Annotated in this window: 17 protein-coding genes; 9 read left to right on the top strand and 8 right to left on the bottom strand. The window is 68.3% G+C overall.

The annotated features are described in order from the left end of the window. The first annotated feature begins 2 nt into the window (after nt 1–2). The 4 genes from AB0E78_RS07370 (at nt 3) to AB0E78_RS07355 (ending at nt 6,023) form a co-directional block, all read left to right on the top strand. Complete coding sequence (locus AB0E78_RS07370) at nt 3–4,445, top strand: DUF6531 domain-containing protein (protein WP_361829239.1); 4,443 nt, start codon at nt 3–5, stop codon at nt 4,443–4,445. Between the two features lie 4 nt (nt 4,446–4,449). Next, entirely contained in the window at nt 4,450–4,758 is a 309-nt protein-coding gene (locus AB0E78_RS07365; RefSeq protein WP_361829238.1) for a hypothetical protein, read from the top strand. Between the two features lie 61 nt (nt 4,759–4,819). Then, entirely contained in the window at nt 4,820–5,281 is a 462-nt protein-coding gene (locus AB0E78_RS07360; RefSeq protein ID WP_361829237.1) for a hypothetical protein, read from the top strand. 157 nt (nt 5,282–5,438) lie between these two features. Then, the gene (locus AB0E78_RS07355; protein ID WP_361829235.1) at nt 5,439–6,023 is read left to right on the top strand and encodes a hypothetical protein; all 585 of its coding nucleotides are present in this window, start codon (nt 5,439–5,441) and stop codon (nt 6,021–6,023) included. Between the two features lie 439 nt (nt 6,024–6,462). On the opposite strand, the gene AB0E78_RS07350 is transcribed toward AB0E78_RS07355, so the two are convergent. The 7 genes from AB0E78_RS07350 to AB0E78_RS07320 all read right to left on the bottom strand — a co-directional run bounded on the left by AB0E78_RS07350 (nt 6,463) and on the right by AB0E78_RS07320 (nt 13,764). Beyond that, on the bottom strand, nt 6,463–7,002 hold the full coding sequence (locus AB0E78_RS07350; RefSeq protein WP_361829234.1) for a Pycsar system effector family protein: 540 nt from the start codon (nt 7,000–7,002) through the stop codon (nt 6,463–6,465). A gap of 86 nt (nt 7,003–7,088) precedes the next feature. Continuing rightward, nucleotides 7,089–8,507, bottom strand: coding sequence for a DUF4407 domain-containing protein (locus tag AB0E78_RS07345; protein ID WP_361829233.1), 1,419 nt, complete (start codon nt 8,505–8,507; stop codon nt 7,089–7,091). Next, nucleotides 8,500–9,576, bottom strand: a complete 1,077-nt coding sequence (locus AB0E78_RS07340; RefSeq protein ID WP_361829232.1) for a hypothetical protein — start codon at nt 9,574–9,576, stop codon at nt 8,500–8,502. Before AB0E78_RS07340 ends, AB0E78_RS07345 begins: the two co-directional genes overlap by 8 nt. Continuing rightward, complete coding sequence (locus AB0E78_RS07335) at nt 9,573–11,855, bottom strand: hypothetical protein (RefSeq protein WP_361829230.1); 2,283 nt, start codon at nt 11,853–11,855, stop codon at nt 9,573–9,575. Before AB0E78_RS07335 ends, AB0E78_RS07340 begins: the two co-directional genes overlap by 4 nt. Next, nucleotides 11,848–12,660, bottom strand: a complete 813-nt coding sequence (locus AB0E78_RS07330; RefSeq protein WP_361829228.1) for a hypothetical protein — start codon at nt 12,658–12,660, stop codon at nt 11,848–11,850. Before AB0E78_RS07330 ends, AB0E78_RS07335 begins: the two co-directional genes overlap by 8 nt. Nucleotides 12,661–12,753: 93 nt before the next feature. Next, nucleotides 12,754–13,461, bottom strand: a complete 708-nt coding sequence (locus AB0E78_RS07325) for a Crp/Fnr family transcriptional regulator (RefSeq protein ID WP_361829226.1) — start codon at nt 13,459–13,461, stop codon at nt 12,754–12,756. 147 nt (nt 13,462–13,608) lie between these two features. After that, nucleotides 13,609–13,764, bottom strand: a complete 156-nt coding sequence (locus tag AB0E78_RS07320; RefSeq protein WP_361829224.1) for a hypothetical protein — start codon at nt 13,762–13,764, stop codon at nt 13,609–13,611. A gap of 766 nt (nt 13,765–14,530) precedes the next feature. Between AB0E78_RS07320 and AB0E78_RS07315 the strand changes: the two genes are divergently transcribed. The 4 genes from AB0E78_RS07315 to AB0E78_RS07300 all read left to right on the top strand — a co-directional run bounded on the left by AB0E78_RS07315 (nt 14,531) and on the right by AB0E78_RS07300 (nt 21,733). Beyond that, complete coding sequence (locus AB0E78_RS07315) at nt 14,531–18,577, top strand: AAA family ATPase (RefSeq protein ID WP_361829222.1); 4,047 nt, start codon at nt 14,531–14,533, stop codon at nt 18,575–18,577. Nucleotides 18,578–19,161: 584 nt separating this feature from the next. After that, a complete protein-coding gene (locus AB0E78_RS07310) occupies nt 19,162–19,950 on the top strand; it encodes a GntR family transcriptional regulator (protein WP_361829220.1) in 789 nt (262 codons plus the stop codon). Between the two features lie 3 nt (nt 19,951–19,953). After that, nucleotides 19,954–20,748 carry a glycosyltransferase family 2 protein gene (locus AB0E78_RS07305; protein ID WP_361829218.1) on the top strand — a complete coding sequence of 265 codons (795 nt, stop codon included), beginning with the start codon at nt 19,954–19,956 and terminating at the stop codon, nt 20,746–20,748. Nucleotides 20,749–20,800: 52 nt separating this feature from the next. After that, entirely contained in the window at nt 20,801–21,733 is a 933-nt protein-coding gene (locus AB0E78_RS07300) for an FkbM family methyltransferase (RefSeq protein WP_361829216.1), read from the top strand. A gap of 106 nt (nt 21,734–21,839) precedes the next feature. Here AB0E78_RS07300 and AB0E78_RS07295 read toward each other — a convergent pair whose 3' ends face one another. Then, nucleotides 21,840–23,060 (bottom strand): amidohydrolase family protein, encoded by a 1,221-nt coding sequence (locus tag AB0E78_RS07295; protein ID WP_361829215.1) that lies wholly within the window; start codon nt 23,058–23,060, stop codon nt 21,840–21,842. A 186-nt stretch (nt 23,061–23,246) separates the two neighbouring features. Here AB0E78_RS07295 and AB0E78_RS07290 point away from each other — a divergent pair, with 186 nt between their 5' ends. Next, nucleotides 23,247–23,696 (top strand): DoxX family protein, encoded by a 450-nt coding sequence (locus AB0E78_RS07290; protein WP_361829213.1) that lies wholly within the window; start codon nt 23,247–23,249, stop codon nt 23,694–23,696. Nucleotides 23,697–23,739: the final 43 nt, after the last annotated feature.

Genomic DNA, 23,739 nt, shown 5'->3' with positions numbered 1-23,739 from the left:
ACGTGGGCATCGACCTCAACCCCCTGCACTGGATCAACAAGGCCAACCACGCCTTCGGCGACACCCTCGCCGGCAATCTGGAGTTCCTGGGCATCACCGACCCCGCCGTCGATCCCGACGGCATCCGCGAGATGGCCAAGCAGTGGCGGGCCCTGGCCAAGGGGCTTGACGCCGCCGCGCACGCCGCCGAGACGGCACTCAAGGACCTGGAGTGGAAGGGCGAGGCCGCCAAGGCCCTCCACAAGCGGGCCAAGGCCTCCCGCACGCAGGCCACCGACATGGCCGAGTCGCTGCGCAAGGGCGCCAAGGCCCTGGACGACTTCGCCGACGAAGCCCACGAGCTTCTTACGGAGATCGGCGTGATCCTCGCGGAGATCGCCGAGTTCGAGATCGCGAGCCTGGGCCTGTCCGTGCTGACCGGTGGCCTGTCCGTGATCGCCGGAAACCTGGCGGCCGGTGCGCGGGCCGCGAAGGTCGTGGCGCTGATCGCCCGGATCGAGAAGTCCGGGACCCGCATGGCCTCGGTCATCCGCACCGTCATGGAAGCCATCCGCGGCCTGGAACGGGCCCTGAAGGCACTCGGCGAGATCAAGACGATCGCCAAGGCCGGGAAACTCGCGGGCGAGGGAATGAAGTTTTCCGCCTTCGACGCCGCCCTGCAAGACCCTGGTGCGTTCAAGGATCCGGGCAAGCTGGCCGGGCTCTTGGCGGAAGGCGCGGTTGTGGGCGTCGGCGGCGGAATGCTGGGCAAGGCTCTCGGCAAGGGCCTGAAGAAGCTCAAACCCAGTGAACTGGCCAAACTGAGCAGGTCGTTGGGGATCGGCGGATCCGACGTCACCAGGCTCAAATTGAAACCTGGTGAGGCTGAGCAGCTCAAGGCTGGAATTCGCGCGGCGGAGAAAGAACTCAAGGTCGACCCGATCGACGTGGCCACCGGAGACATGTTCCTGGCGCAGACCGATGTCCAACTCCCCGGTGCTCTCCCCTTGATCCTGGAGCGTACTCACCTCTCCTCCTACCGCTGGGGAGGCTGGTTCGGCCCCTCCTGGGCCTCCACTCTTGACCAGCGTCTACAGGCGAGCGACGAAGGCATCACGTACGCCACGGCGGACGGCGCCCGGCTGACGTACCCGCTCCTCGATGCCGAGGCCGAGGGCCCCGTCTATGCCGGTCCGGTCAAGTCCTTGCCGCTGAGCTGGGACACAGAGACCGACGGTGCGCTCCGGGTGAGTGACCCCGCTTCGGGCCTCGCGTACGTGTTCCACACGCCGCAGCCCACCGATGACGGTGAGGCTGTGGATCTGCCTTTGCAGGCGATCGTGGACAACAACGGACAGCGCATCACCGTTCAGTACGCCGACGACGGCACCCCTACCGGGCTCGCTCACTCCGGCGGATATCGAATAGCCCTGGATCAGCACCCCACCCTGCCGCGGATCTCCGCCCTTCGTCTGCTCGACCCGGAACACCCCGGCGGCCGCGGGACGACGCTCGTGTCGTTCGGCTACGGCGACGACGGCAACCTCACGGAGGTCACCAACTCCTCCGGCCTGCCGACCCGATTCACGTACGACGAGGCGGACCGGATCGCCTCATGGACCGACCGCAACGAATCGGCCTACCAGTACTTCTACGACGACCGCGGCCGCGTCGTGCGCACCGACGGCAGCGGCGGATTCCTCGCAGGCACCCTGACCTACGACGACGCCACCCGTACGACGACAGTCACCGGCTCGCGCGGCCAGACGACCCGTTACGAGCATGATGAGGCCCACCGCCTCGTCCGCGAGACCGATCCGCTCGGACACACGCGGCAGCAGGAATGGAACGCCCACCACCAGCTCGTCGCTGTCACAGACTCCCAAGGGCACACCACACGCTACGAGTACGACGAGCACGGGCAGGTGACATCCGTCGTCCGCCCGGACGGCAGCGAAACCCGGTCCGCGTACAACGAACTCGGCCTGCCCACCTCACTGACCGGGCCGGACGGTGCAGCCTGGCACCAGGAGTACGACGCCCGCGGCAACCTCACAGCCATGGCGGACCCGACCGGAGCCACCACGCAGTTCGCGTACAACGGGGCAGGACACCGGAAGTCCGTCACCGACCCGCTGGGCAACACCACTCACCTGCGCTGCGACCGCGTGGGGCTCCCTCGTGACCTGATCGACCCGCTCGGGGCCGTAACCCACTACGAGCGAGACGCCTTCGGCCGCACCAGCGCCATCACCGACCCTCTGGGGAACGTCACTCGCTTCGAGTGGACAGTCGAGGGCAAGCTCGTGCGCCGCACGGCTCCGGACGGGACCTCGGAGTTCTGGCAGTACGACGGCGAGGGCAACTGCACCGCGCACACGACCCCGGACGGGGGCGTCACCCGCTTCGAATACACCCACTTCGACCTCGTGGCGGCCCGCACCGACCCCGATGGCACCCGCTACGAGTTCACGTACGACACCGACCTGCGGCTGGTCAGTGTCACCAACCCGCAGAATCGTTCCTGGAGTTACACCTACGATGCCGCGGGCCGACTCGCGTCCGAGAAAGACTTTGACGGCCGGGGCTCGGAATACTCCTACAGTCCCGCGGGGCACCTGACGTCCCGCACCAACGCCATGGGGCAGATCACCCGCTTCGAGCACGACGCGCTCGGCCGAGTCGTTCGCAAGGACGCCGACGGAGCGGTCACCACCTTCGAGTACGACCACACGGGACTCCTGGCCAGGGCGGCCAACGCCGACGCTGCCATCGAGCTGGAGCACGATGCCGCAGGGCGCGTGCGGAGCGAATCCGTCAACGATCACACCATCAGGTACCTCTACAACTCCGCCGGGCACAGGACGAGCCGCACAACACCCAGCGGCGTCTCAAGCGAGTGGGCGTACGACAGGGCGGGCCGCCCCACAGTTCTGCTCACGGGCTCCGGACACGCGGTCGCGACCGACTACGACACGGCGGGCGGCGTAGTCGGTCGTCGCGTGGATGACACTGCCACGCTGACGCAGACCCTTGACCAGCTGGGCCGCCTCACCGACCAGTCGGTCATCGCACCAGGTGGGCTGACCGTCCAGAACCGCACTTATGAGTACGGCAGCGACGGCAGCCCGCGCCGCATCGACGACCGGCTGAACGGCGCACGCCACTTCGACGTCGACGGCGCCGGACGCGTCACCGCCGTCCAGGCCCACGAGTGGAGCGAACGGTACGCCTACGACGAGCTGGGCAACCAGACGGAGGCGGCCTGGCCCTCCACTCACCCGGAGCAAGAGGCCACGGGCACCCGCACGTACCAAGGCACCCTGGTCACGCGCGCCGGCGCTGTGCGCTATGAGTACGACGCCCAAGGCCGCGTCGTCCTTCGCCAGAAGACCCGCCTGTCCCGTAAGCCGGACACCTGGCGCTACGCCTGGGACGCCGAAAACCGCCTCGTCTCGGTCACGACTCCAGACAGGACTACATGGCGCTACCTCTACGACCCCTTCGGACGCCGCATCGCCAAACAGCGCCTCGCCGCCGACGGAGCGTCCGTCACAGAACAGACTGACTTCGCCTGGGACGGCACCACCCTGTGCGAACAGAGCACGAGCTCCGCCGACTTGCCCTCCGTCACAGTGACGTGGGACCACGACGGCACACGCCCTGTCGCGCAGACCGAACGCCGCGTCGCCCCGGACGCACCGCAGGACCAGATCGACACACGCTTCTACGCCATCGTCACCGACCTCGTCGGCACACCGACCGAACTGCTCGGCGTGGACGGGGACATTGCCTGGCGCGCCCGCAGCACGCTGTGGGGCGTCACGGCGTGGTCCACGCAGAGCACTACGTACACGCCACTGAGATTCCCGGGCCAGTACTACGACCCCGAATCCGGCCTCCACTACAACTATTTCCGGTACTACGACCCGGAGACCGCCAGATACCTGAGCCAGGACCCGCTCGGACTCGCCCCCGCCGACAACCCCCGAACGTACACAGCGAACCCAAATGTCTGGACTGACATATTGGGGCTCGCTCCTGGCACTTGCCCTGTCACCGGGCAGCAAATAGACCCCAAGGGGTATTCGTCCCTTTTTGAAATGCAATTGGATCCGACGGACTTCGGACGGGGGCGCGGTGTCCACTTCAATCGTGCGAACACCGCGCTTGACGATGCGATCAAGGCGAATCCTGAACTGGGCGCTTACCTGGACCAGTTTTCTCCCGGGATCGCGGACCGTGTGAGCTCCACCGGTGGCCGAAGGGACCCGCTTGGTCACACGTGGCAACACGAGCCGGCCGCCAATGCCGGGGGCCGTCAGGGAGTTATCCGCCTTGTGCCCCGCTACCAGCACACTCCGGGATCCCCCTGGTGGGACGTCCTCCATCCCGGAAACTCCGGAGGGTATGCTGAATGGGCGATACCCAATGGAGCTCCTCCAAATTATCGACGCAGAAGGTGAATTGATGTCCTATTTTATGCGCGACGTAATGGGGTCGGACATTGATGATCCCAATGAGGAGCAAATCCGAGAGCTCGTCGAAAGCCTGGAAACGGCGGCTGATGACGAACACACAGACGTGTCGCTGCAGCACGAGTCGGAATGGTGTCTCAGTGTTTTCGCCGATCGGACACTGTGGTGGGAAAACGTCGAGGATTCCTCGGTCACTCCTCGTCGCATCACACTCGAATCCTGGGACGAGGTCATCGAAACCCTCCTCAAGCTCTCCCGGGGAGACATTGAGGGAGTGAATCAGCTCGATTGGCAGGAGTGACCGGATTCCTTGCCCGGTCCGGAGCCTGTGCGCAAGTGGCCGACGCGGCGGTGACAGCCAAGTGGTCGACGCCGCGGCTGAGCGGATCGTGTGGCGGGCGTACCGGTCGCGCAAGGGCAAGGCACGCCGTCACTGCGAGCGGGTCGTCAGGGAGCATTCTGAGCGGGTGGTTGCAGTCCTGCGGGAAGCCGAAGCCCACCAAGGCGCAGAGCCCGAGCAGGCACTGGAGGACTTGATGGTCCTGCTGCTGACGATCGCCGAGCGCTACGCCGAGGGGCATGTGGGCCGACTCTTGGACGGCCCCCAGCTCGGCGAGGACCGCGTGGCCCCACGGGAGAGCCTGCGATTTGTCGCCTTCGGGGTATCGGTCGTCGCGCTACTGGCGGGTGCTGCCTTCGCGGGCTTTCCCGAAGCCGCGCTCGTCGCACTGCTGCCGTTGCTGGCCATCGGGTCCGCGATCGTCCTGAACCGGGGAAAGGTGCCCGCCCCCGGACAGCTGACTGACCTGATCATCCCCCGATAGAGGGCGGCCACCCACCGGCACGCGGTGAGTGCGCTGTCTCCCTGATCGGCGACCACGCAGCACGCCGACCCGAGGCACCACCGTCTCGCGGCTACGCCGCCTTGGTCGCGTCGCAAAGGACCTGCGCGAAGAGCGGGTCGCTCACCGCGAAGACATCATGAAGCAGCCGGTGTGGGCACCGGCCAGTGATGGACCCGTGCCGGGCGAACTGTCAGGGCTCGTCCGTTTCCACGCAGATGCCATCTGCCGCTATCTCAACGACGCGATCCACCGCGACCGTTACACGGGGCTGCCCTTCTACGAGTGGCAGCGCATGACGCTGTACCACCTGACCGACGCCCTGGAGCACCTGAATCTGCTCATCGGCACCATTGCGGCCTACCTCCAGGACCAGCGCGTTGACCCGCAGCGGATCCGCTCCCACCTGCAAGTACGGGACGAGAAGGCGGTGCGGGCCCTCGTCACGCCCAGCGCTCTGGCCCACCTCGCAGGGCTTACGGGCAAGACCACCGAGGAAGACCGGTCCGGTGTCTGGCACGACGTCGGCGCATCCATCGCCGAGGGCACCGGCTGGGCATCCCCAGAGCGCGAGGCCGCGCTCGAAGCTGCGCTCGCGGCCCTGTATGCCAACTATCCGGACGACGAGGAAGCCTTCGGCAACCTGCCGACTCCGCTCAAAGAGCGAGCCCTGGCCTTCAACGAACTCGTTCGGTCGTTCTTTGGCCCAGAGAGCCAGAGGTAGCTGGCCCGTCGACGCGGGGAAGCCCACGGGAGCGGCCTAGTGAGCAGTGGAGTTCGGATCATCGGCCACGGTCGATGCGTGAGCGATGCGTGAGCGGATGGCTCCCCACAGGCCGTTCCCCGGTGGATCAGGCAGCCCGCGCCATCCCTGACCAGGTGTCTACGGACTGGAGGGGACTGCCCCGCCGAGTCCGCCCGAGAAATCTGGGAGATGATCTTCTCCCAGAGCCCTTGCGACACCCCGCCACACCAACCGAGACCAACAGTCTGACGTGCACAGATATCGATCTCGGCCGGTAGTGATCTTGTCCGAACCTCATTTCGGGACGAAGAGGTCGTGGGTTCAAGTCCCGCCGCCCCGACAGCTGAAACACCAGGTCAGGGGACTGATCCGTACTGCGGATCAGGCCCCTGAGTGGTTGTAGGGAGCTGTGGTGCCTCTAGGTCGACGCCCCCAGCACCATGCCCAACAGCGAGAGTGCGAAGAAGACTGCGGTCCAGACCAGTGCGTGGCGTATGCGGCGGTATTTGGTCCAGGCGATCTGGGACACGGTCGCCAATTGGCTCAGGTTCCGGGACGTGAGGTCGGTGCGGCGGATCCTCCGCTCCAAGTGCACGACCGTCGTCGCGAGCCTCGCGTCGCCGAAGTAGTGGGTGCGGCAGCAGTAGGGACGCCCGATCCGCGGGGTCACGGCAAGACCCAGCAGGACGAGTGCCGGTACACAGGCGGCGCAGCCCGCCCAGAGAAGGACCTGCGGAACGACGGCGTACTGGCGTGGGGCGATCACGCCGCCTGCGATCGCACTGAGCATGGCGGCCAGTGCCGCCCCCAGGGACGCCAGTATGAGGCCGGCCTTGCTGTCAGCCTTCATGACCTCCTCGCGAGCCTCGGCCAGCAGGACCCTGGCGAGTTCCGCGCCACAGTCGGCTGTCGTGTCGGCATCCGGCACCGTACCGCCGTCGCCTCCGGGTGTGGTCATGCCTCCCCCTCCGTTGCGTCGATGCCAGGCGACCGCCCCGGTGCGCGGGCCGGCCGTGATGCTGTGTTCTGGTGCAGGCAGCTGCGTCAGACCGTCGACTGGCGGCGGATCTCGTCCTCCAGCGCGTTCACCGCCTGCCGCACCCGGATGTTCATCGCTGCCGTGTGTTCCCGGAGCGCCGCCTCCGACTCGGCGCGGTGCCGCCGGACCTCCTGTTCGATGGCGTCCTGGGCGATCTCGATGTCCGCCATGACCCGGTACTCGGTGAGCCGAACCTCGGCGTCGTGGACCTTGACCCCGCTGTTGCTCGCGGTGGTGAGCATCCGGTCGTATGCGGACTCGCCGCTCAGGTACTTCACCAGCACGGGGAGTATGTCGAGAAGGATGAACAGCAGGCGGACCAGCCAGATACCCACGAACAACACCGGATTTCCGGTGGCCAGTTGCTCAAGCGCCCGCATCCGCTCCAGGACCCCGATCTCCTTCTGCTTGGCATGCTCTTCTTCCAGACGCCGCTCGACACCATCGGCCCGCGCCTTGAGAAAGGCGCCGCGTGAGGCAGTCTGCTTCGTCTCGATCGTTGAGATACGGCTGTTCATGCGGGCCAGCCGTTGCTCGTTCTCGTCGGTACGGTGGGTCGTCCGATAGTCCCGTGCCTTCTCACGCAGGCGCAGGCACTCGGAGGTCCGCTGATACAAGCCGGTGGAGGCCATGCGGATCAGCCGACGGCACTCGCCGCGCACCTCGGAGTCGATGGATTCCAGCCTGGTGCTGTCCCGGTCCACTCGCTTCTGCAGAGCGGCTGCATCCGAGCGCAGGGTGGCCAGTTCCTCGGCGCGTTCACCGGGCGTCTTACTGAAGGACAGGACGTACGTCCGCTCACAGCCCTCCGGGGTTACGGCTCGCATCGTGGACGGTACGGGGTTGCAGCGCACCAGGTTCGCGCGCAACTGGTCGATCTCATCAGTACGTTCGTCAGCGACGCGTTCCTCGATGGCAGTCTGGAAGATGCGCAACACCAGGGGCTCAGCGATCACCGCGCCGAGCATCAAGGCGATCAGCAGGCGCATGAGGAGGGGGCCGACCCGTCGCCGCGCGTTGGGTTGCGGAGTGACCAGCCAGCGGTCGAGGTTGAGCACGAAGAGCATCCAGATGCCCGTCGGGACGACGGCCAGGAGGGAGACCCTGCCAAGCGCCTCGATCGCGAAGTTCCACATCGAGAACGCCGCGATGACGGAGGTGCCGAGCACCACCCCGCCGAGGGCCGTGTACTTGCTCCGCTCATACCTGACCCTGTCAAGCAGCTCCTCGTCGACGCCGGTCAGCGTGCGCAGCCGTCGTGCGGCGTCGAAGCCGAAGGGACGGTGGGCAGTACGGGCAAGGGGGCCGTCACCGGTAGGGCGGGCTGTTGACCGACCGTGCGCAGTATGCGCGACAACATCGTCAGCGCCTTGGCCCTCCCCCGCACCGGAGGCCATCACAGGGTTCGTCGAGACGTCACTCAATGAGATCGTCCTCGTCCCTGACGAAGCCACCCTGCGGGTCACGGGAGCCGCCGCGGCCCTCCTCCGTGTGACGGGGGCGCGCCGGTCCCGACTCGACCATGCGGGCAGTGTCAGCAGCGGCACCGAGGCCGGACGCGGCCTGGCCGCCGCCCGTCTCCCGAAGGACCTGTTCCAGTACTTGGTGATAGTCGACGTACTCGCTGCCGCCCATCTGCCGGAGCAGCGTCAGCAGCATGTCGCGGCGCATCTGCGTCTCCGCCGTCTCCCGCGCCTGGGCGTGGGCGCGGTTCGACGTCTCAGCTGCGTGACGGCGGGCCGACTCCCCCTCGGCATTCCGATGGATACGGGCCGCCGCCTCAGTGACGTCGATCTCCTTCCTGGCGATGCCGAAGGCGTCCACGTGGTCGGAGCCTTGGGAGAGCAGTTCGGCGATGCGGCGCGCGTCCTGGGTCTCGAAGTCCCGCTGTCCCCGACGGAGTTCCCAGGAGCGCCGCTCGTCGCGCAGCGTCTGCTCCCAGTCGCGCAGGTCGTCCGACGCGTGCACTTCGGCGCTGACGAACTCCACGCTCATGCCGGCCACCCGCGGCGGCACGATGGCGCTGTACGCGGTCATGCGATGACTGACCTCGGTCCGTACCGCGTTGACCTCCTCCACGCGGTGCCCGGCGCTCGCCCGCGGCAGGTCTCCGTCTCCCATCAGGTAAGCGCGCAACGGGACGGTGACGTCGATGGTGCCCTGTCGGGCGATGACGGTCGGATCAGTCACCTGGCAGGTGAAGGCCGCCCGCACCGTGAAGTTGTCCGCCTCGCTCACCGACGGGAGTGTGCGTTCCACCTCGACCAGGCGCGCGCGGGTGTCGACCAGGCTGACCGAGGAGGCGTCGAGCACGTCCGGGTGTGACGAGTCGAACACCATGCCCTCGGGGAAGGTGCGGTAGTTGCCGCCGACCCTGAAGACGTAGACCGCGCCGGGCGGTAGCTGTGGCACGTCGTCGCGCTGGCGACGCCGAGACCACCAGGTGCCTTGGACGGTAGCCAGTATGTGCTCGGCGATGACCGGGTAGTTCACTTGCTTCTGCCTCCTTGAGCCGGAGTGAAGTGAGGGGTGGGCATGAGGGGCGAGGTGGCGCCCTGCGGGTCCGTCAGCAGTCGTCCGCGGAGTGATCCGAGGAGCACCTGCGCCAGTTGGTCAGCGCCGGGGAGCGCGTAGTCGGGATGCTTCAAAGCAATGGACAGGTGCTGGCGCAGCGCGCCCCACTGGCGTCCGCTCATGGCGTTGCGCATGGCCTCGCCGAGTTCGTGTACGGCGCCGGTGACGGATGGGTCATCACGTAGCTGCACCAGCGTCCTGCACAGCGCGCTGACCGCCCGGCTGCGGTTGCCGCTGTGCAGGACATCCGCCCACAGGGACCCGAAGTGGCGGGCGCTGTCTGGGACGGTGCGCAGGAGTGCCGAGGTGAGCGCTTCAGGAGTCTCCAACCGGACCGCTTCAAGGAGTTGAACGGCGGTGCGCAGCGCGATCGACCGCTCTCGGGATCCCGGGGCCGTCCTGGCGATCACGGTCCGCATGAACCGCAGGATGATCAGAGCGCGTTCCGTGTCCTGTTCGGAGGTCTGCAACAGCAGGACCATGGAGCGGTGGGCCGCGAAGGCGATTCGCTCCCCACGCTGCGTCAGGAACCAGAGCAACTTGAGCGCGTCCAGGCGGTAGAGGGACCCCAGGCGGCCCGTGAGCGCCATGGCCGCCGTCACCGCACGGCCCTGCCCACTGTTGTCCGTCCAGCTCAGCGCGATGTTCAGGGCCTGCGGCGCGAGATGCTCGTCGTCACACATGAACTGCAGCGTCAGCGCGGCGGTCACCCGCTGGCTGGCGAGCCCGTCGGACCACACCTTCAACATGTTCTCGTCGACCTCGACGAGCGCGTGCCGGGCCAGGAGCGCGACACCACGGGCCACCTCCGTACGAGTGGCCAGGTCGCCCAGCAGGGCCAGTTCGCCCAGCCACTGGCGCAGTGGGTACCAGAGTTCGTAGCCATACAGCTCATGCAGTTCCTTGATGAGGAACTCACGGACGCGCGGCGTGGTGAACACCAGACGGCGCTCGCTACGCCCGGAGCTCCGACCCGACTCGGCCCGGCGCTCGGCCGTCACGAGCCCCACCGCCCGTTCCCTCCACCGGGCCCGCGACTGCTGGTCGACCGCACCGCGCAGTCGCAGGGCCCCCGCGGCCTCGTCGCCCCGCTCCGCCACCGGCGTTTCGCCGCTCTGCTCCCAGTTGTGGATGTGGGTGGTGAGGGCGGCGCACTCCTTCTCGAACGTCCGCTCCGGGATGCCCTCGAGAAAGGCCAGGGCCGCGAGCGGAATCAGGTCGTCCGCGGACGGCTGCTTGCGGAACAGCTCCTGAACCAGCTCCTGGTGGGTGTCTCGCAGGTTGTCCAGCGCCTTCTGCGCTCCTTCCCTGGACAGGGCCACAGCCGCAGTGACGACATCCGTAGGCCGCCGCTGTTCGCCGACCCGCTCCAGCAGCTCCTTCTCGATGTCGGGCTCCAGAGAGGGGTGCGGCAGCTCCTCGCGGCAGCGCTCGAACAGCTCCACGGGGTCCGGGGCCTGCCACGGCACACAGTGATCCCGCAGCGCCAGCCGCCGACGGGTCGTACCACCCGCGGTGATCACCAGATACGACCCCTTGCGGCGGAGCTCCTCGCTCAGCCGTCCGATCGCGTACGCCTGCACGGACTCGACATGCAACTCGCCGACGTAGTCGAGGAGGACGTACCCCTGCCCCGGCTTCAAGTCACGCGACCCCGCAAGCTCGGCCAGGGCGTTGGCGGGCGACAGGCTGCGCAGCCTGGCCTCCTTGCCCAGGATCTTCCTGATCAGAGCGAGGGAGCTTGCGCCACGGCCGCAGTGGTCCTCACCGGTCAGCACCACTAGGGCGTCTGTGCTCAGTTTGCGCAGCGCCTCGTCGAAGCAGGGCTGCGGCGGGTAATAGAACCGCAGGGCCCGGTCCGCCTCCTCGGGCTCGATGGTGCCAGGTGCCAGACCGACGGACGGCGCGGCGCCGAAGCCGAACGCCGCCCCGGAGGCATCGACGCCGCCGTAGAAGTTGTTGTTGACGAGTTGATGGACGCGGCGCAGCTCGCCGTAGCCCCGTTCGTCCTCCTCGCGTTCGTCCGGCTCCTTGCGCCCTTCGAAGGGCACGTCCGGTCCAGCACCCAGGTCTTGGGACTCCTCACCTGCTTCCGGAGCCCCGTCGGTGTCCTCCGGCGCGGGCGACAGGACGTCCTCGTCGGGTGCGGATACAGGTGGGACGACCGCCATGTCGTCCGGGGGCGCATCGTCAGCCACCAACACTCCCGAAGCCGAAGACAGCGCCCCTGGCGTCCACAGGGCCCGCGACATTGGTGACGTTGACGTTGTCGGCCCGGTACTCGTTGCTGATCCGCGCCCCGCTGCTGGCCCCGCCTGCGGCGGCCGGTCCCGTCCGGTCCGCCGCAGGCTCCCCCGGCGCAGGGGCCGCGGACGCCCCCTCCTCCGCGGCCCCGGGCTCGTGTGCGGCGCCGGTCGGCGCACCGAGCGCGGGCACGCGCAGCCAGGCCGTGGCCTCGAACTCCTTCACCTGCACAGTGACGCGGCGGAAATCGCCGGTGGACAGGGTCGTGTGACCTCCCGCCACGGTGGACCGGAAGACCTCATCGGACAGCAGCAGCGCCAGGTCGGCCTCGGGGTGTGCGGCCAGGGCGCCGTAGAGCGGACCCGAGTTCAGCAGGCGTGCCGTGGCCACCACGGCCGTACCGGCAAAGCCGTTGTCGGCCAGCTCCACCAGTCCCTGGTGGATGACGGCCCGCAGTCGCATACGGGCCTCGGGAACGCGCTGTGCGTTGTAGGCGCGCAACTCCCCGACGAGATGGCGGACGTAGTCGTCGACCAGGCGCGGTTCCTTGCCGTCGACGGGCCGCACGGCCAGTTGCTCGTCGCCCTTGCGCTGGATCTGCCACTGCTCGCGGTCCAGGCCGGCGCTCCTGGCGGCACGGTCGAGGAGCCGCGGCAGGTCGTGCTGGATTTCCGACTGCCTACGGTCGCTATTGCTCCCATACGCCTGTGCGTCCACGGCTATGCAGGTGCAGGGATAGAAGTCAGGCCACGCAGCCACCCGATCATTTCCTCTCTGGGTAGGCGATGGGCAGACACTGCCCACGAAGTGCTGCCCGAGAGGCTAGGAGAGGACGCGCGAGGTGATCCCGTATCAGTACGGGTTGTCAGCAAAGACTTTGGCGAATTCGAGCAGCTTCGGAACGTCACAGATGGTTATGTTTCGGTAGTGACGCTCCACCAAGCCATGAGCTGTCAGCACAGCCAGGTTCTTTTCGGCCGTGTTGAGCTTCAGGCCGGCCAGTGAGGCGAGTTCTTTCTGCGTCAGCGTCACGCCGAGGTCGCACCGCTTGCCATCGCTGCCCAGTGCGGGCTGTGCGTACGCCTGACACAACTCGGCGAGTACCCGAGCCAGTCGGGTCAGCGAGTCGTACGCCTGGAAGTCGACCCGGCGCCGGTTGGCCCATCGCAGCCGGGCGCACAGCATGTGGAGGATGGCCCGCATGGCGTCCGGGTGGCGGCCGAGGAACGCCTCCAGCGTCCGCATCTGGATGATCCTCGCGGTCACGTCACTACACGCGATCACAGTGCCGGACCTGGGGCGCTCCTCGAAAGCCGCCATCTCGCCGACCAGGTCACCCGCTATCCGGACGGCGAGCAGCATGTCGTAGCCGCTCTCAGCGCTGGCGACAACCTTCACGACACCACTCGTGATCAATAGAACGTGACGGCTCTCGTCTCCCTGTTGCAGCAGAGCGCGATGGGTCGGATACGTGATCGGGGTCCCCTGGCTCAGGAGTTCTTCCCGTGACGCGCTCCGCAACCGGCCGAGAAAGGTCGACGGTGGCCATGCTTGATTCACCAACACCCCCGCGATCTCACTCCGCAGCGCAGCGCGCCGTTCAAGTGCCTGACCATGCTGCCGTCGAGCTGCCAGCCGGCAAACAGACAGGTAGGGATGTGGCCAGTTTCGTCGCTTCACATCCGGGATTGGCCGAATGCGCATTCTTTACAGGCGGCGTCCGTCCAGAGCTTGCGGAGCCGCGGTGAGCTTGGTGGCACGGACGATCGCGGCGTGCACGCCGTCCGCGACGGTATGGGTGAGGGCGATCTCCGTGAAGCCGACCGCCGCCAGGCCCTCGCCGGAAACGTCGGCCCCCCTCATCGAGGTCCCCGTCCTCATCGGACTCGTGTACGTGGCACTCGCCGCCCCAAAAGACCTGCGGTCCCGGCTGCCGAATCCACCGACGTACCGGAAGACCCCCCAGCCTGACCTCGCCAAGCCCTCGGTGCTGTTCGTCTGCGTCCACAGCGCCGTACGCTCCCAGGTGGCCCGGATGCCACAAGGCCGTACGTCCGATCCACGACGCGATCAAACAGCGCGGCGGGCCCCTGATCGCCGACGTCACTCCCGCGTAGCCGCAGGTCGTAACGTCTGGGAGCCGCCTGCGTGCGCCCGCGTGACGACCACCGCTCCGGGCCGCGCTTGAAGGTGCTGTGCCGTCCATGAGCACCGAACCGGTCTGGATCGCGGGACGCGGGACGCGAGTTTCCTCGAGTCTGCGTCGATTCGGCACCGGTCCCTCCCCTGTGGGGACCGGTGCCGAACGACGCGGTCTGTTTCGATCCGTGCCGCATGGGCGTAATGGCGCGGATCGAGGAAAGGTGGAACCGCAGTCGGTGTGACGGCGGTCCGGATGTGATCGGCGGAAACCAGCCGAGGCGCCGTGCGGCGTCGTGGGGCGCCGTCCACGGAAACCGGGGCGGTGACCTGCTCTGACGCTGCGCGGTTGGTTCGCTACCGCATCGCGATCCTGCCAGTTGGGGTGCCGGAAGAGGAGGTTCCACTGTTGTCCGGACAACTAATCCGCAGGTCAGCGATATAAAGTGAGTTTTCCGGTCCGGATATTCAGGTGCGGGGGAAGTAAGGGGTGGAGGCCTTGAGTTCCGACTCAGGGGCACGCACGGCCTTCGCGGAACGTCTCGCGCTGCTGTACAAGGAGGCCGGCAATCCTCCCCTTCAGCGCGTGGCCGAGGCGGTCGTCCGGCTGCAGCGGGTCGACGAGCGCGGGCGGACCGTGCGGGTCTCCGCCCAGCGGATCAGCGACTGGCGGCGGGCCAAGAACGTGCCTGCCCAGTTCGTCGCGCTCGCAGCGGTGCTGCACGTCCTGATACCCGAAGCACGCCGCGAGCGGCCCGCTCCGGTATCCGCGGGCCTGTACGACATGGCCCAGTGGCAGCTCCTCTGGGAACACGCCGTGGCCGATCCCATCGGGGGGCGGGCCGCCGCCACATCCGGGGATGAAGAGGAGCGGCGGCCTTCGGGCGACTCCCCCGGCCCGCCGAGTGTGTGTCCCTACCGCGGGCTCGCTTCCTATCGTCAGCAGGATGCCCGGTGGTTCTTCGGCCGGGAGCGGAGCACGAATGCCCTCATCGCCCAGCTCCGCGCCGTGGAGGAGACCGGTGGCCTGGTCATGCTCGTGGGCGCCTCAGGGGCGGGGAAGTCCTCGCTTCTGAACGCCGGCCTGGTGACCGCCTTGCAGAACGGCGCACTGAGCGACGGCAACAGCAAGCCGGGGCTCGTGCTGCAACTCGTACCGGGGCACGATCCTCTCGCGGAGCTGATCCGCCAGATACCTGAGCTGGCGGATGTCCTCTCCGCCACGGGGGGTTCAGGGGCGGCGGAGCCCGGTACTCCGCACTTCGCGCGGGCGGTGCGGGAGGCCGTCGGGGCGAGGGCCCGGTGCGAGAACTCGGGTGGCGGCCGGCCGGTCATCATCGTGGATCAGTTCGAGGAAACGTTCACCCTCTCCTCCGACGAGGCGAGCACCCGCACCTTTATTCAGCTCCTTCAGGCCGCGTGCACCCCCGGTGACGGTGAAGGCCAAAGCCAAGGCGACGGCGCCGGTGAGCCCGCTCCCGCGCTCGTCGTCCTCGGCATCCGCGCCGACTTCTACGAGCACTGCCTCGGGTACCCCGAACTCGCCGACGCCCTGCAGCACCGGCACATGGTGCTCGGGCCGCTGACCACCCCGGAGCTGCGCGAGGCCGTGACCGGTCCGGCCAAGGCCGTGGGTCTTGAGCTCGAACCGGGGCTCGCGGAACTGATCGTCCGGGAAGTGAGCACGGACGGCCCCCGCGGGACCCACGACGCGGGAGTGCTGCCGCTCCTCTCCCACGCCCTGCTCGCCACCTGGCAGCGGCGCAAGACGGGCCGGCTGACACTGGCCGGCTACCGCGCCGCGGGCGGAATCCAGGGAGCGGTGGCGGCGAGCGCCGAGCAGGCCTGGTCCGGCCTCGACCCGGCGGCGCGCACGGCCGCGAGGCTGCTTCTGCTCAGGCTGGTCCGGCTGGGCGAGGACACCCAGGCCACCCGTAGGCGGGGGACGCGGCGCCAGTTGGCGGAGGAGTCGACGGACCCCGGCAAGACGGACGAATCACTCGAAGCGCTGGTACGCGCCCGGTTGGTGACGCTCGACGCGGAGACCGTGGAGATCACTCATGAGGCGCTGCTGCACGCCTGGCCACGGCTGCGCGACTGGATCGACGAGGACCGGAACGACAATCTGCTGCGGCAGCGCCTGGAGGAGGACGGCAGGACCTGGGAGGACTCCGGCCGCGACACCGCGCTGCTCTACCGGGGTTCCCGTCTCGAACAGGCCCGTGCCTGGACGAAGACCGCCGGCGGCACCTTCCTGACCAAGGGCACGGTGGAGTTCCTGGCCGCGTCCGCCAGGCTGCGCAAGCGCACGGTCTGGATCAGCCGTGGCGCGGTGGCGGCCCTGGTCGTCCTGGCGGTGGTGGCCGCCCTTTCGGCGGTGGTCGCGTGGCAGCAGCGGGACGACGCGGTGTTCGAGCAGGTGGTCGCCGAAGCCGATCGCGCCCAGCACACGGACCCCTCGCTGTCCGCCCAACTCGATCTGGTGGCGCACCGCTTGCGCCCGGACGACGAGGGCGCAAGGAACCGCCTGCTCTCGATCGTGAACGCGCCGCTGGCCACACCGCTCCTCGGCCACAAGGGCGCCGTCTACCTCACCTCGTTCAGCCCCGACGGCCACCTCCTGGCCACCGCCAGCTACGACCGGACCGTACGGCTGTGGGACGTGTCGGACCCGGCTCGTCCCGAACCCCTGGGCAAGCCCCTCAGGGGTCACAAGAGCTGGGTGAGCAGCGCGGTCTTCAGCCCGGACGGCACCACCCTCGCCAGCGCTTCGGACGACGGCACGATCAGGCTGTGGGACGTCCGGGACCCCAGCCACCCGCGTCCGCTGGGGGAACCCCTGACCGGCCGTGGCGCCGCGACCTACCTCGTCGCCTTCAGCCCGGACGGGCACACGCTGGCATCCGCCAACGACGACCACACCGTACGGCTGTGGGACGTGGCCGAGCCGCGCCGGCCGAAGGCACTCGCCACGCTGACCGGCCACACCGCCGCCGTGCGCTCCGTGGCCTTCCGTCCCGACGGCCGCACACTGGCGGCCGGCGGTGACGACGGCACCATCAGGCTCTGGAACACGTCCGACCCGCGCCGCCCGAAGAAGCTCGGCAAAGTCCTGACCGGCCACACCGGCACCGTGCACTCCGTGGCCTTCAGCCCCGACGGCCGCACACTCGCGAGCGGCGGCTCGGACAACACCATCCGGCTCTGGAACACGGCCGATCCGCGCCACGCGAAGCCGCTCGGCACGCCGATCACCGGCCACACCGGCGCCGTATGGTCCGTGTCCTTCAACCCCGCGGGAACCATGCTCGCGGCCGCCAGCGCCGACAGCACCGCGAGCCTGTGGAACGTCCGGGATCCGGCCCACCCGTCGCAGGTCGGCGAGTCCCTGGCGGGCAGCAGCGGGGAGATCTACGCACTCGGCTTCAGCCCCGACGGGCGCACTCTCGCCACCGGGAGCGGAGACAACAAGGTCCGCCTCTGGTCGATCCCGACATCGGACATGATCGGCCGCATCGGAGCGTTCCGGCCCGACGGGAAGGTGCTCGCCACGGGCGCGCGCGACGAGCAGCTCCGGCTGTGGAACGTGGAGCGGCCCAACCGGCCCGTGTCCCTGGGCAAACCGTTCCGGCCCGGGGGCGGGGTCGGGGACGTGCGTTCGCCGGTGTTCTCCCCCGACGGCCACACCCTCGCGGTACTGACGGGAAGCCGCGCGGTGCAGCTGTGGAACGTCACCGACCCGAAGAAGCCGGTCCCCTACGGGCCGCCCGTCGCGCTGCGGACCCGGTTCGCCGCCGCCCTGGCCTTCAGCCCGGACGGGCGCACGCTGGCAACCGCCCACACGGACCGCACCATCCAGCTGTGGAACGTCAGCGACCCGTCCCATATGCGCCAGTTGGGCGCGCCACTCGCGGGCCACAAGGGATACGTCAACACCCTCGAATTCAGCCGGGACGGGCGAACTCTCGCCAGTGGCAGCGCGGATGGCACCATCCGGCTCTGGAAGGTGTCGGAACGGCGCCGTGCCGCCCTCGTCGGCCGGCCTCTCAGGGGTCATCTGGGCCCCATCAACGAGCTCGCCTACAGCCCGGACGGCCGTTCGCTGGCCAGCGGCAGCGACGACAGCACGGTCCGGCTCTGGAACATCACCGACCCCCGCAAGGCAACCCAGCTGGGCTCCTCCCTCACGGGCCACACCGACTCGGTGGTGTCACTGACGTACAGCCGGGACGGCCGCACGCTGGCGAGTGGCGCCAACGACAACACGGTGCGGCTCTGGGACGTCACCCGACCCGCCAAGGTCGCTCCCATCGGCCAGTCGATGAGCCCCAACGCCAAGACCGGCAGTTTCTTGTCGTTCAGTCCGCAAAGCAACATGCTCGGTATCTCGAGCGGCACCGACACCGTCCGCCTGTGGAACCTGGATACCGATGCGGCCATTCGCCGCATTTGCTCGACCACTCGGGACGTTCTGACACCGAAGAAATGGCACGAGTATCTGCCCCGGCTGTCCTACGAGCCGCCGTGCGACAACTGACGGAGTCGAGGATCAACAGATGGCCGGATGGCTGGATGTCGAGCATCACGCGGCGCTCGCGCACGTGATCCCGATCACAACTCAGCAATTCGGTCGAGCGGTTGACTCCCATCGAGCAGGCAGTCTTGTTACTGTTTCACCAGCCCGATCGCTGGTGCATCCCCCGTCGCCAGCGATCGGGCGCTTTCATGCCCGCGCCGTCACGGCGGCAGCCGCACATCACCTGCAAGGCATCCGGTTACCCGATGCTTTTCGATACGGCGGGGCAGGCGCTCCGAATTGAGGCAATAGGCCTCCACTCCTTCCGGTGCGCCCTGCCAACCATCTCCCGGCCAGGTCGATGGTAGAGCCATGCTTCGTATCGTTGAGCCTTGTCCATATCGAGGATCAGGCCGGGTTCGCCTATTAGCACGCTCGGCTTGATTACTGCTTGAGTAACAGGTCAGAAGCCTCGCGGGAGTTGCCCCGACTGCTGGCGGGGCGCCCATCGCCAGCTCCTCTTTAGGAGTCGTATGCTGAGCCGCGTTCACGACAGGGCGGTGAGCGTGACCGGACGGTGAGCGGCGACAGGACGGTGAGCACCGGTGGCGAAGGCGTACGAGGAGATCGCGGACGAGCTCCGTGCGCGGATTCGCGGAGGCCTGCTCGCGCCCGGTGACCGGCTGCCGTCCGAGGCGGACCTCATCAGGAGCACAGGGCGCAGCGGGCCCACCGTCCAACAGGCCCTGCGCGTGCTCCAGTCGGAGGGGCTGATCGAGAGGCAGCACGGTCGCGGAACCTTCGTACGCCGCCCGCGGGTGAGAGTACGGCGCAGCAACGCGCGGCACCAGTGGGAGAAGGACCGTGCCCGCGCCCCCGAGCGGCAGCGCCTGGCGACGGGCGCGACCGAGCACGACACCGGCCTCACGGTCGACGACCTCGTCTTCCACGCCGCGTACCGCGAGATCGAGGCGCCCCAGGAGATCGCGGCGGCCCTGGGCGTCGCGAAGGGAACGGCGCTCGTCGAGCGGACCTACCGGACGCGGTACAGCGCCGAGCAGAATCCGTTCGGCCTCGTCACGTCGTACCTGATCCGCGAGCTCGTCGAGGGAAACCCGGACCTCCTCGACGAGGCGAAGGAGCCCTGGCCGGGCGGGACCAGCAACCAGCTCCGCACGGTGGGCATCGAGATCGACCGCGTCGAGGAGCGGGTGACGGCGCGGCCCCCGACGGTGGAGGAGGCGGCGGAGCTGGGCCTGCCGCCCGGCACATCGGTGCTCGTCCTGCGCAAGATCCTGTACGACACGGACGACCGCGTCGTCGAGATGTCCGACGTCACGCTGCCCGGCGACCGCACGGAAATGCTCTTCACGACTCACTTGGAAAGGTGGTGAGCCGTGACCCGGCGCATCATCATCGTCACGGCCGTCCATGCACCGTCGGCGCACTTCCTGGCCGACGCGTACAAGTCCCTCTGCGCGCAGGAGTTGCCCGCGGGCTGGGAGTGGCACTGGCTGATCCAGGAGGACGGGACGACGGACCAGGTCGCGCCCCACGTCCCCGACGACGAGCGGATCACGTTCAATCAGGGGCGCGCGGGAGGCCCCGGGGTCGCCCGCACCATCGCCCTGGCGAACGCGGACGGCGAGTACGTCAAGATCCTGGACGCCGACGACCAGCTCGCGCCCGGTGCGCTGGCCCGCGACCTCGCGGCCCTCGAAGCCGACCGGAGCATCGGCTGGGCGACGTCACGCGTGCTCGATCTGCTGCCCGACGGATCCACCGCCGGTTTCCCCGGCGACCCCGAGCCCGGGGCGATCGGGCTTCAGGAGGTGCTCGACTACTGGGCGGCGCACGACTATCGCGCGCAGGTTCATCCGGCGACGCTCTTCGTCCGCCGCGACCTGCTCGTGGCCCTGGGTGGCTGGATGGCCCTGCCGGCATCCGAGGACACGGGCCTTCTGCTCGCCCTGAACGCGACGTCCCGCGGCTGGTTCTCGTCCGAGGTCGGCCTGCTCTACCGCAAGTGGGAGGGCCAGATGACCGGCCAGGCCGCCCACGTCGACACGGCGGAGCGCGCGGCGCGCATGACCGTGGTCGAGGCGAGGGCGCGGGCGCTGGGGTCCTTGCGGTGGCGCTATCCCGGTGCGGCTGATGGCACGGCTCCTGGCGCGGCCGCCGGCACGCGCTGAGCGGCTCCGCCGATCTTGCCGTGGCCGCGGCGGACTACGTACGGTCTCGTCCATGCCTCGCACCCCCCTCCACCGCGTGTCGGAACCCCTGGTCACCCTCGGCCGCGGCTACGTGCGCAACGCGCCCGGCTCGCTGCTCAAGGGGCCCCTCGCTGCCCGGTTCCTCAACCCGTATCTGCGCGACCATCCGCGGCAGCGCGTGGTCGAGGCGCGGTTCGGGGCCCGTTTCGCCTGCGATTCCCGCGACCTCATTCAGCGCTACATCAGCCTGTACGGGGTGTGGGAGCCGCACATGACGCGGTGGCTGCGGAGTCGGCTCGCCCCCGGCGACACGTTCATCGACGTGGGCGCCAACATCGGCTACTTCACCATCCTGGGCTCGCGTCTCGTCGGCGGCACGGGGCGGGTCGTGGCCATCGAGGCGTCCCCCGCCTTCCACGACCGCATGCTGCGGCACGTCGGGCTCAACGGCTGCGACAACGTCCGTACGGTCAACGAGGCGGTCTCCGACAGCCACAAGAAGCTGACGTTCGTGCTCGCCAGCTCGAACAACATGGGGGCGAACTCGATCGTCCCGTACGACGGTCCCGCCGAGTCGAGCTTCGAGATGGCGGCCAGGCCCTTGCCCGAGATCCTGGACGAGGACGAACTCGCCACGGCCCGCGTGATCAAGATCGACGTGGAGGGTGCCGAGGGCGGCGTCATGAGAGGCCTGGCCCCCGCCCTCGGGCGGCTCCGCCCGGACGTGGAGATCGCCGTGGAGGTGACCCCGGACCGCATGAGCCAACTCGGCGATTCCATCGACGAGTTGATGGAGACCATGGCCCGGCACGGCTTTCGCACCTACCGGCTGCCCACCGACTACCGGCCCGAGAACTACCCCCGCGCCCTGCGCAGGCCGGAACCCCCGGTGCGGTGGCGCGGCCCCATCGTCGGCGAGAGCGAGCTGGTCTTCTCGCGCGTCGACGCCGAGACCCTGCGATAGCCGGCCGATGGGCACGGGCCGGTGCCCCGGTTCGGCCCCGGCTCCCGCGCCCGGTGGTGGAGCCGGCTGCGCACGCCCGGCCCACCACGAGTGAACGCGAACGTGCCTACAGGTCCCGGTCGAACGGCAGATCCAGCATGCGGATGGCATTCCCCCGGAGCAGCTTGTACGCCACGTCCTCGGGGAGGTGGCCGACGTGGTCCTCGGCCACTGCCTTCGTGTGCGGCCACGTCGAGTCGACGTGCGGATAGTCGGTCTCGAAGGTGGCGTTGTTGACGCCCACGGTCTCGATCGAGGCGACACCGTGCTTGTCCCGGAAGAAGCAGCAGTAGATCTGCCGGTAGTAGTACATCGACGGGGGCTCCGGGATCAGGTCCTTGACCCCGCCCCAGGCGCGGTGCTCCTCCCAGACGTCGTCGGCACGCTCCAGGGCGTACGGGATCCACCCCATCTGGCCCTCGCTGTAGGCCAGTTTGAGGCGCGGGAACTTCACCAGGACCCCGGAGAAGAGGAAGTCCATCATCGAGGCCATGGCGTTGTTGAAGCTCAGGGACGCCTGGACGGCCGGGGGCGCGTCGGGTGACGCCGCCGGCATCTGCGACGACGAGCCGATGTGCATGTTCACGACGGTGCCGGTCTCCTCGCACGCCGCGAAGAACGGGTCCCAGTAGCCGGAGTGGATCGACGGCAGTCCGAGGTGCGTGGGGATCTCGCTGAAGGTCACGGCACGCACGCCGCGAGCCGCGTTCCGCTTGATCTCGGCGACGGCGAGGTCCACGTCCCACAGCGGGATGAGGCACAGCGGGATCAGCCGTCCGCGGCTGTCCCCGCACCACTCCTCCACCATCCAGTCGTTGTACGCCCGGACGCAGGCGAGCCCGACCTCCTTGTCCTTGGCCTCGGAGAACGTCTGCCCGCAGAAGCGGGGGAACGTCGGGAAGCAGAGGGAGGCCTCGACGTGGTTGATGTCCATGTCCGCCAGGCGGGCCGCCGGGTCCCAGCAGCCGCGGCGCATCTGCTCACGCGTGATGCCGTCGAGCGTCATCTCGTCGCGCGAGAAGCCGACGGCCGCGATGATGCGCTTGTACGGGAAGATCTCCCCCTCGTACTCCCACCAGTCGGTGATCTGCCCTTCCGGGTCGGTCGTGAACTTGTACTTGCCTCCGATGTACTCCAGTTCCCCGATACCGGCCGTGAAGGGCTTCGGTCCCCGGTCGCGATATTTGCTCGGCAGCCACTTCTCGAAGAGGTGCGCGGGCTCGATCACGTGGTCATCCACGCTGATCACCCTGGGGAGTTCCTTGGTGCCGTCGTCGCTACTGACCACTGCTGTGCCCCCTACTGCCTGCCGGCTGCCGAGACTCGTATCTGACGATCCATCAGATTTAGGCTATGGGCTCACCGGGGTGACGGCAAGCGCTCACCCTGAACTCAGCCTCTTGCGCGATCGCCGCCGATCCGCTGAACTGACGCATCGTCAGGTCGGATGGTTCAGGTCGAAGGAGGGCACACGATGCAGACGATGTGGCTCAGCGGAGCCGAGTGGCTGGCCGTTCTCCGGATCGGGCTCGGCCTCTGGTGGCTGGAGAGCTGGCGCCACAAGGACAAGAAGACCTGGTTCGACGGCGGCGGGATCACCTGGGCCGCGGGGATCGCGGACAAACACCGCTGGGCCTTCGTGCGATCGGGCTTCGAGGTCGTGGCGAAGCCCCGGCCGCGCACGATGGCGTACGTCGTCGCCTACGCGGAGCTGGCGCTCGGCCTCGGCCTCGTCGTCGGCTTCCTCACGCCGATAGCCCTGGTCTGCGGCCTCGTGCTCAACCTGATCTATCTGGTCCTGATGATCCATGACTGGGGCGAGCAGGGGCAGAACCTGATGATGGCGCTGATCTCCGCGGTCGGCTTCTTCGGGATGAGCTGGCAGGTCTGGTCACTCGACCACGTCTTCGGGCTCTTCATCTGAGGTCATGAGCAGCAAGCCCAGTGCGCGCACTCCAGCGATCACC

Source organism: Streptomyces sp. NPDC032198, assembly GCF_040636975.1.
In the GTDB taxonomy this organism is placed as follows: Bacteria; Actinomycetota; Actinomycetes; order Streptomycetales; family Streptomycetaceae; genus Streptomyces.
This window is presented reverse-complemented; position numbering and strand designations above follow the sequence as displayed.

Excerpts from the sequence above, each read along its gene's own strand:
- AB0E78_RS07365 (WP_361829238.1), top strand. The coding sequence starts at position 4,450 with ATGTCCTATTTTATGCGCGACGTAATGGGGTCGGACATTGATGATCCC.
- AB0E78_RS07355 (WP_361829235.1), top strand. The coding sequence starts at position 5,439 with ATGAAGCAGCCGGTGTGGGCACCGGCCAGTGATGGACCCGTGCCGGGC.
- AB0E78_RS07350 (WP_361829234.1), bottom strand. The coding sequence starts at position 7,002 with ATGACCACACCCGGAGGCGACGGCGGTACGGTGCCGGATGCCGACACG.
- AB0E78_RS07320 (WP_361829224.1), bottom strand. The coding sequence starts at position 13,764 with ATGAGGGGGGCCGACGTTTCCGGCGAGGGCCTGGCGGCGGTCGGCTTC.
- AB0E78_RS07300 (WP_361829216.1), top strand. The coding sequence starts at position 20,801 with ATGCCTCGCACCCCCCTCCACCGCGTGTCGGAACCCCTGGTCACCCTC.
- AB0E78_RS07290 (WP_361829213.1), top strand. The coding sequence starts at position 23,247 with ATGCAGACGATGTGGCTCAGCGGAGCCGAGTGGCTGGCCGTTCTCCGG.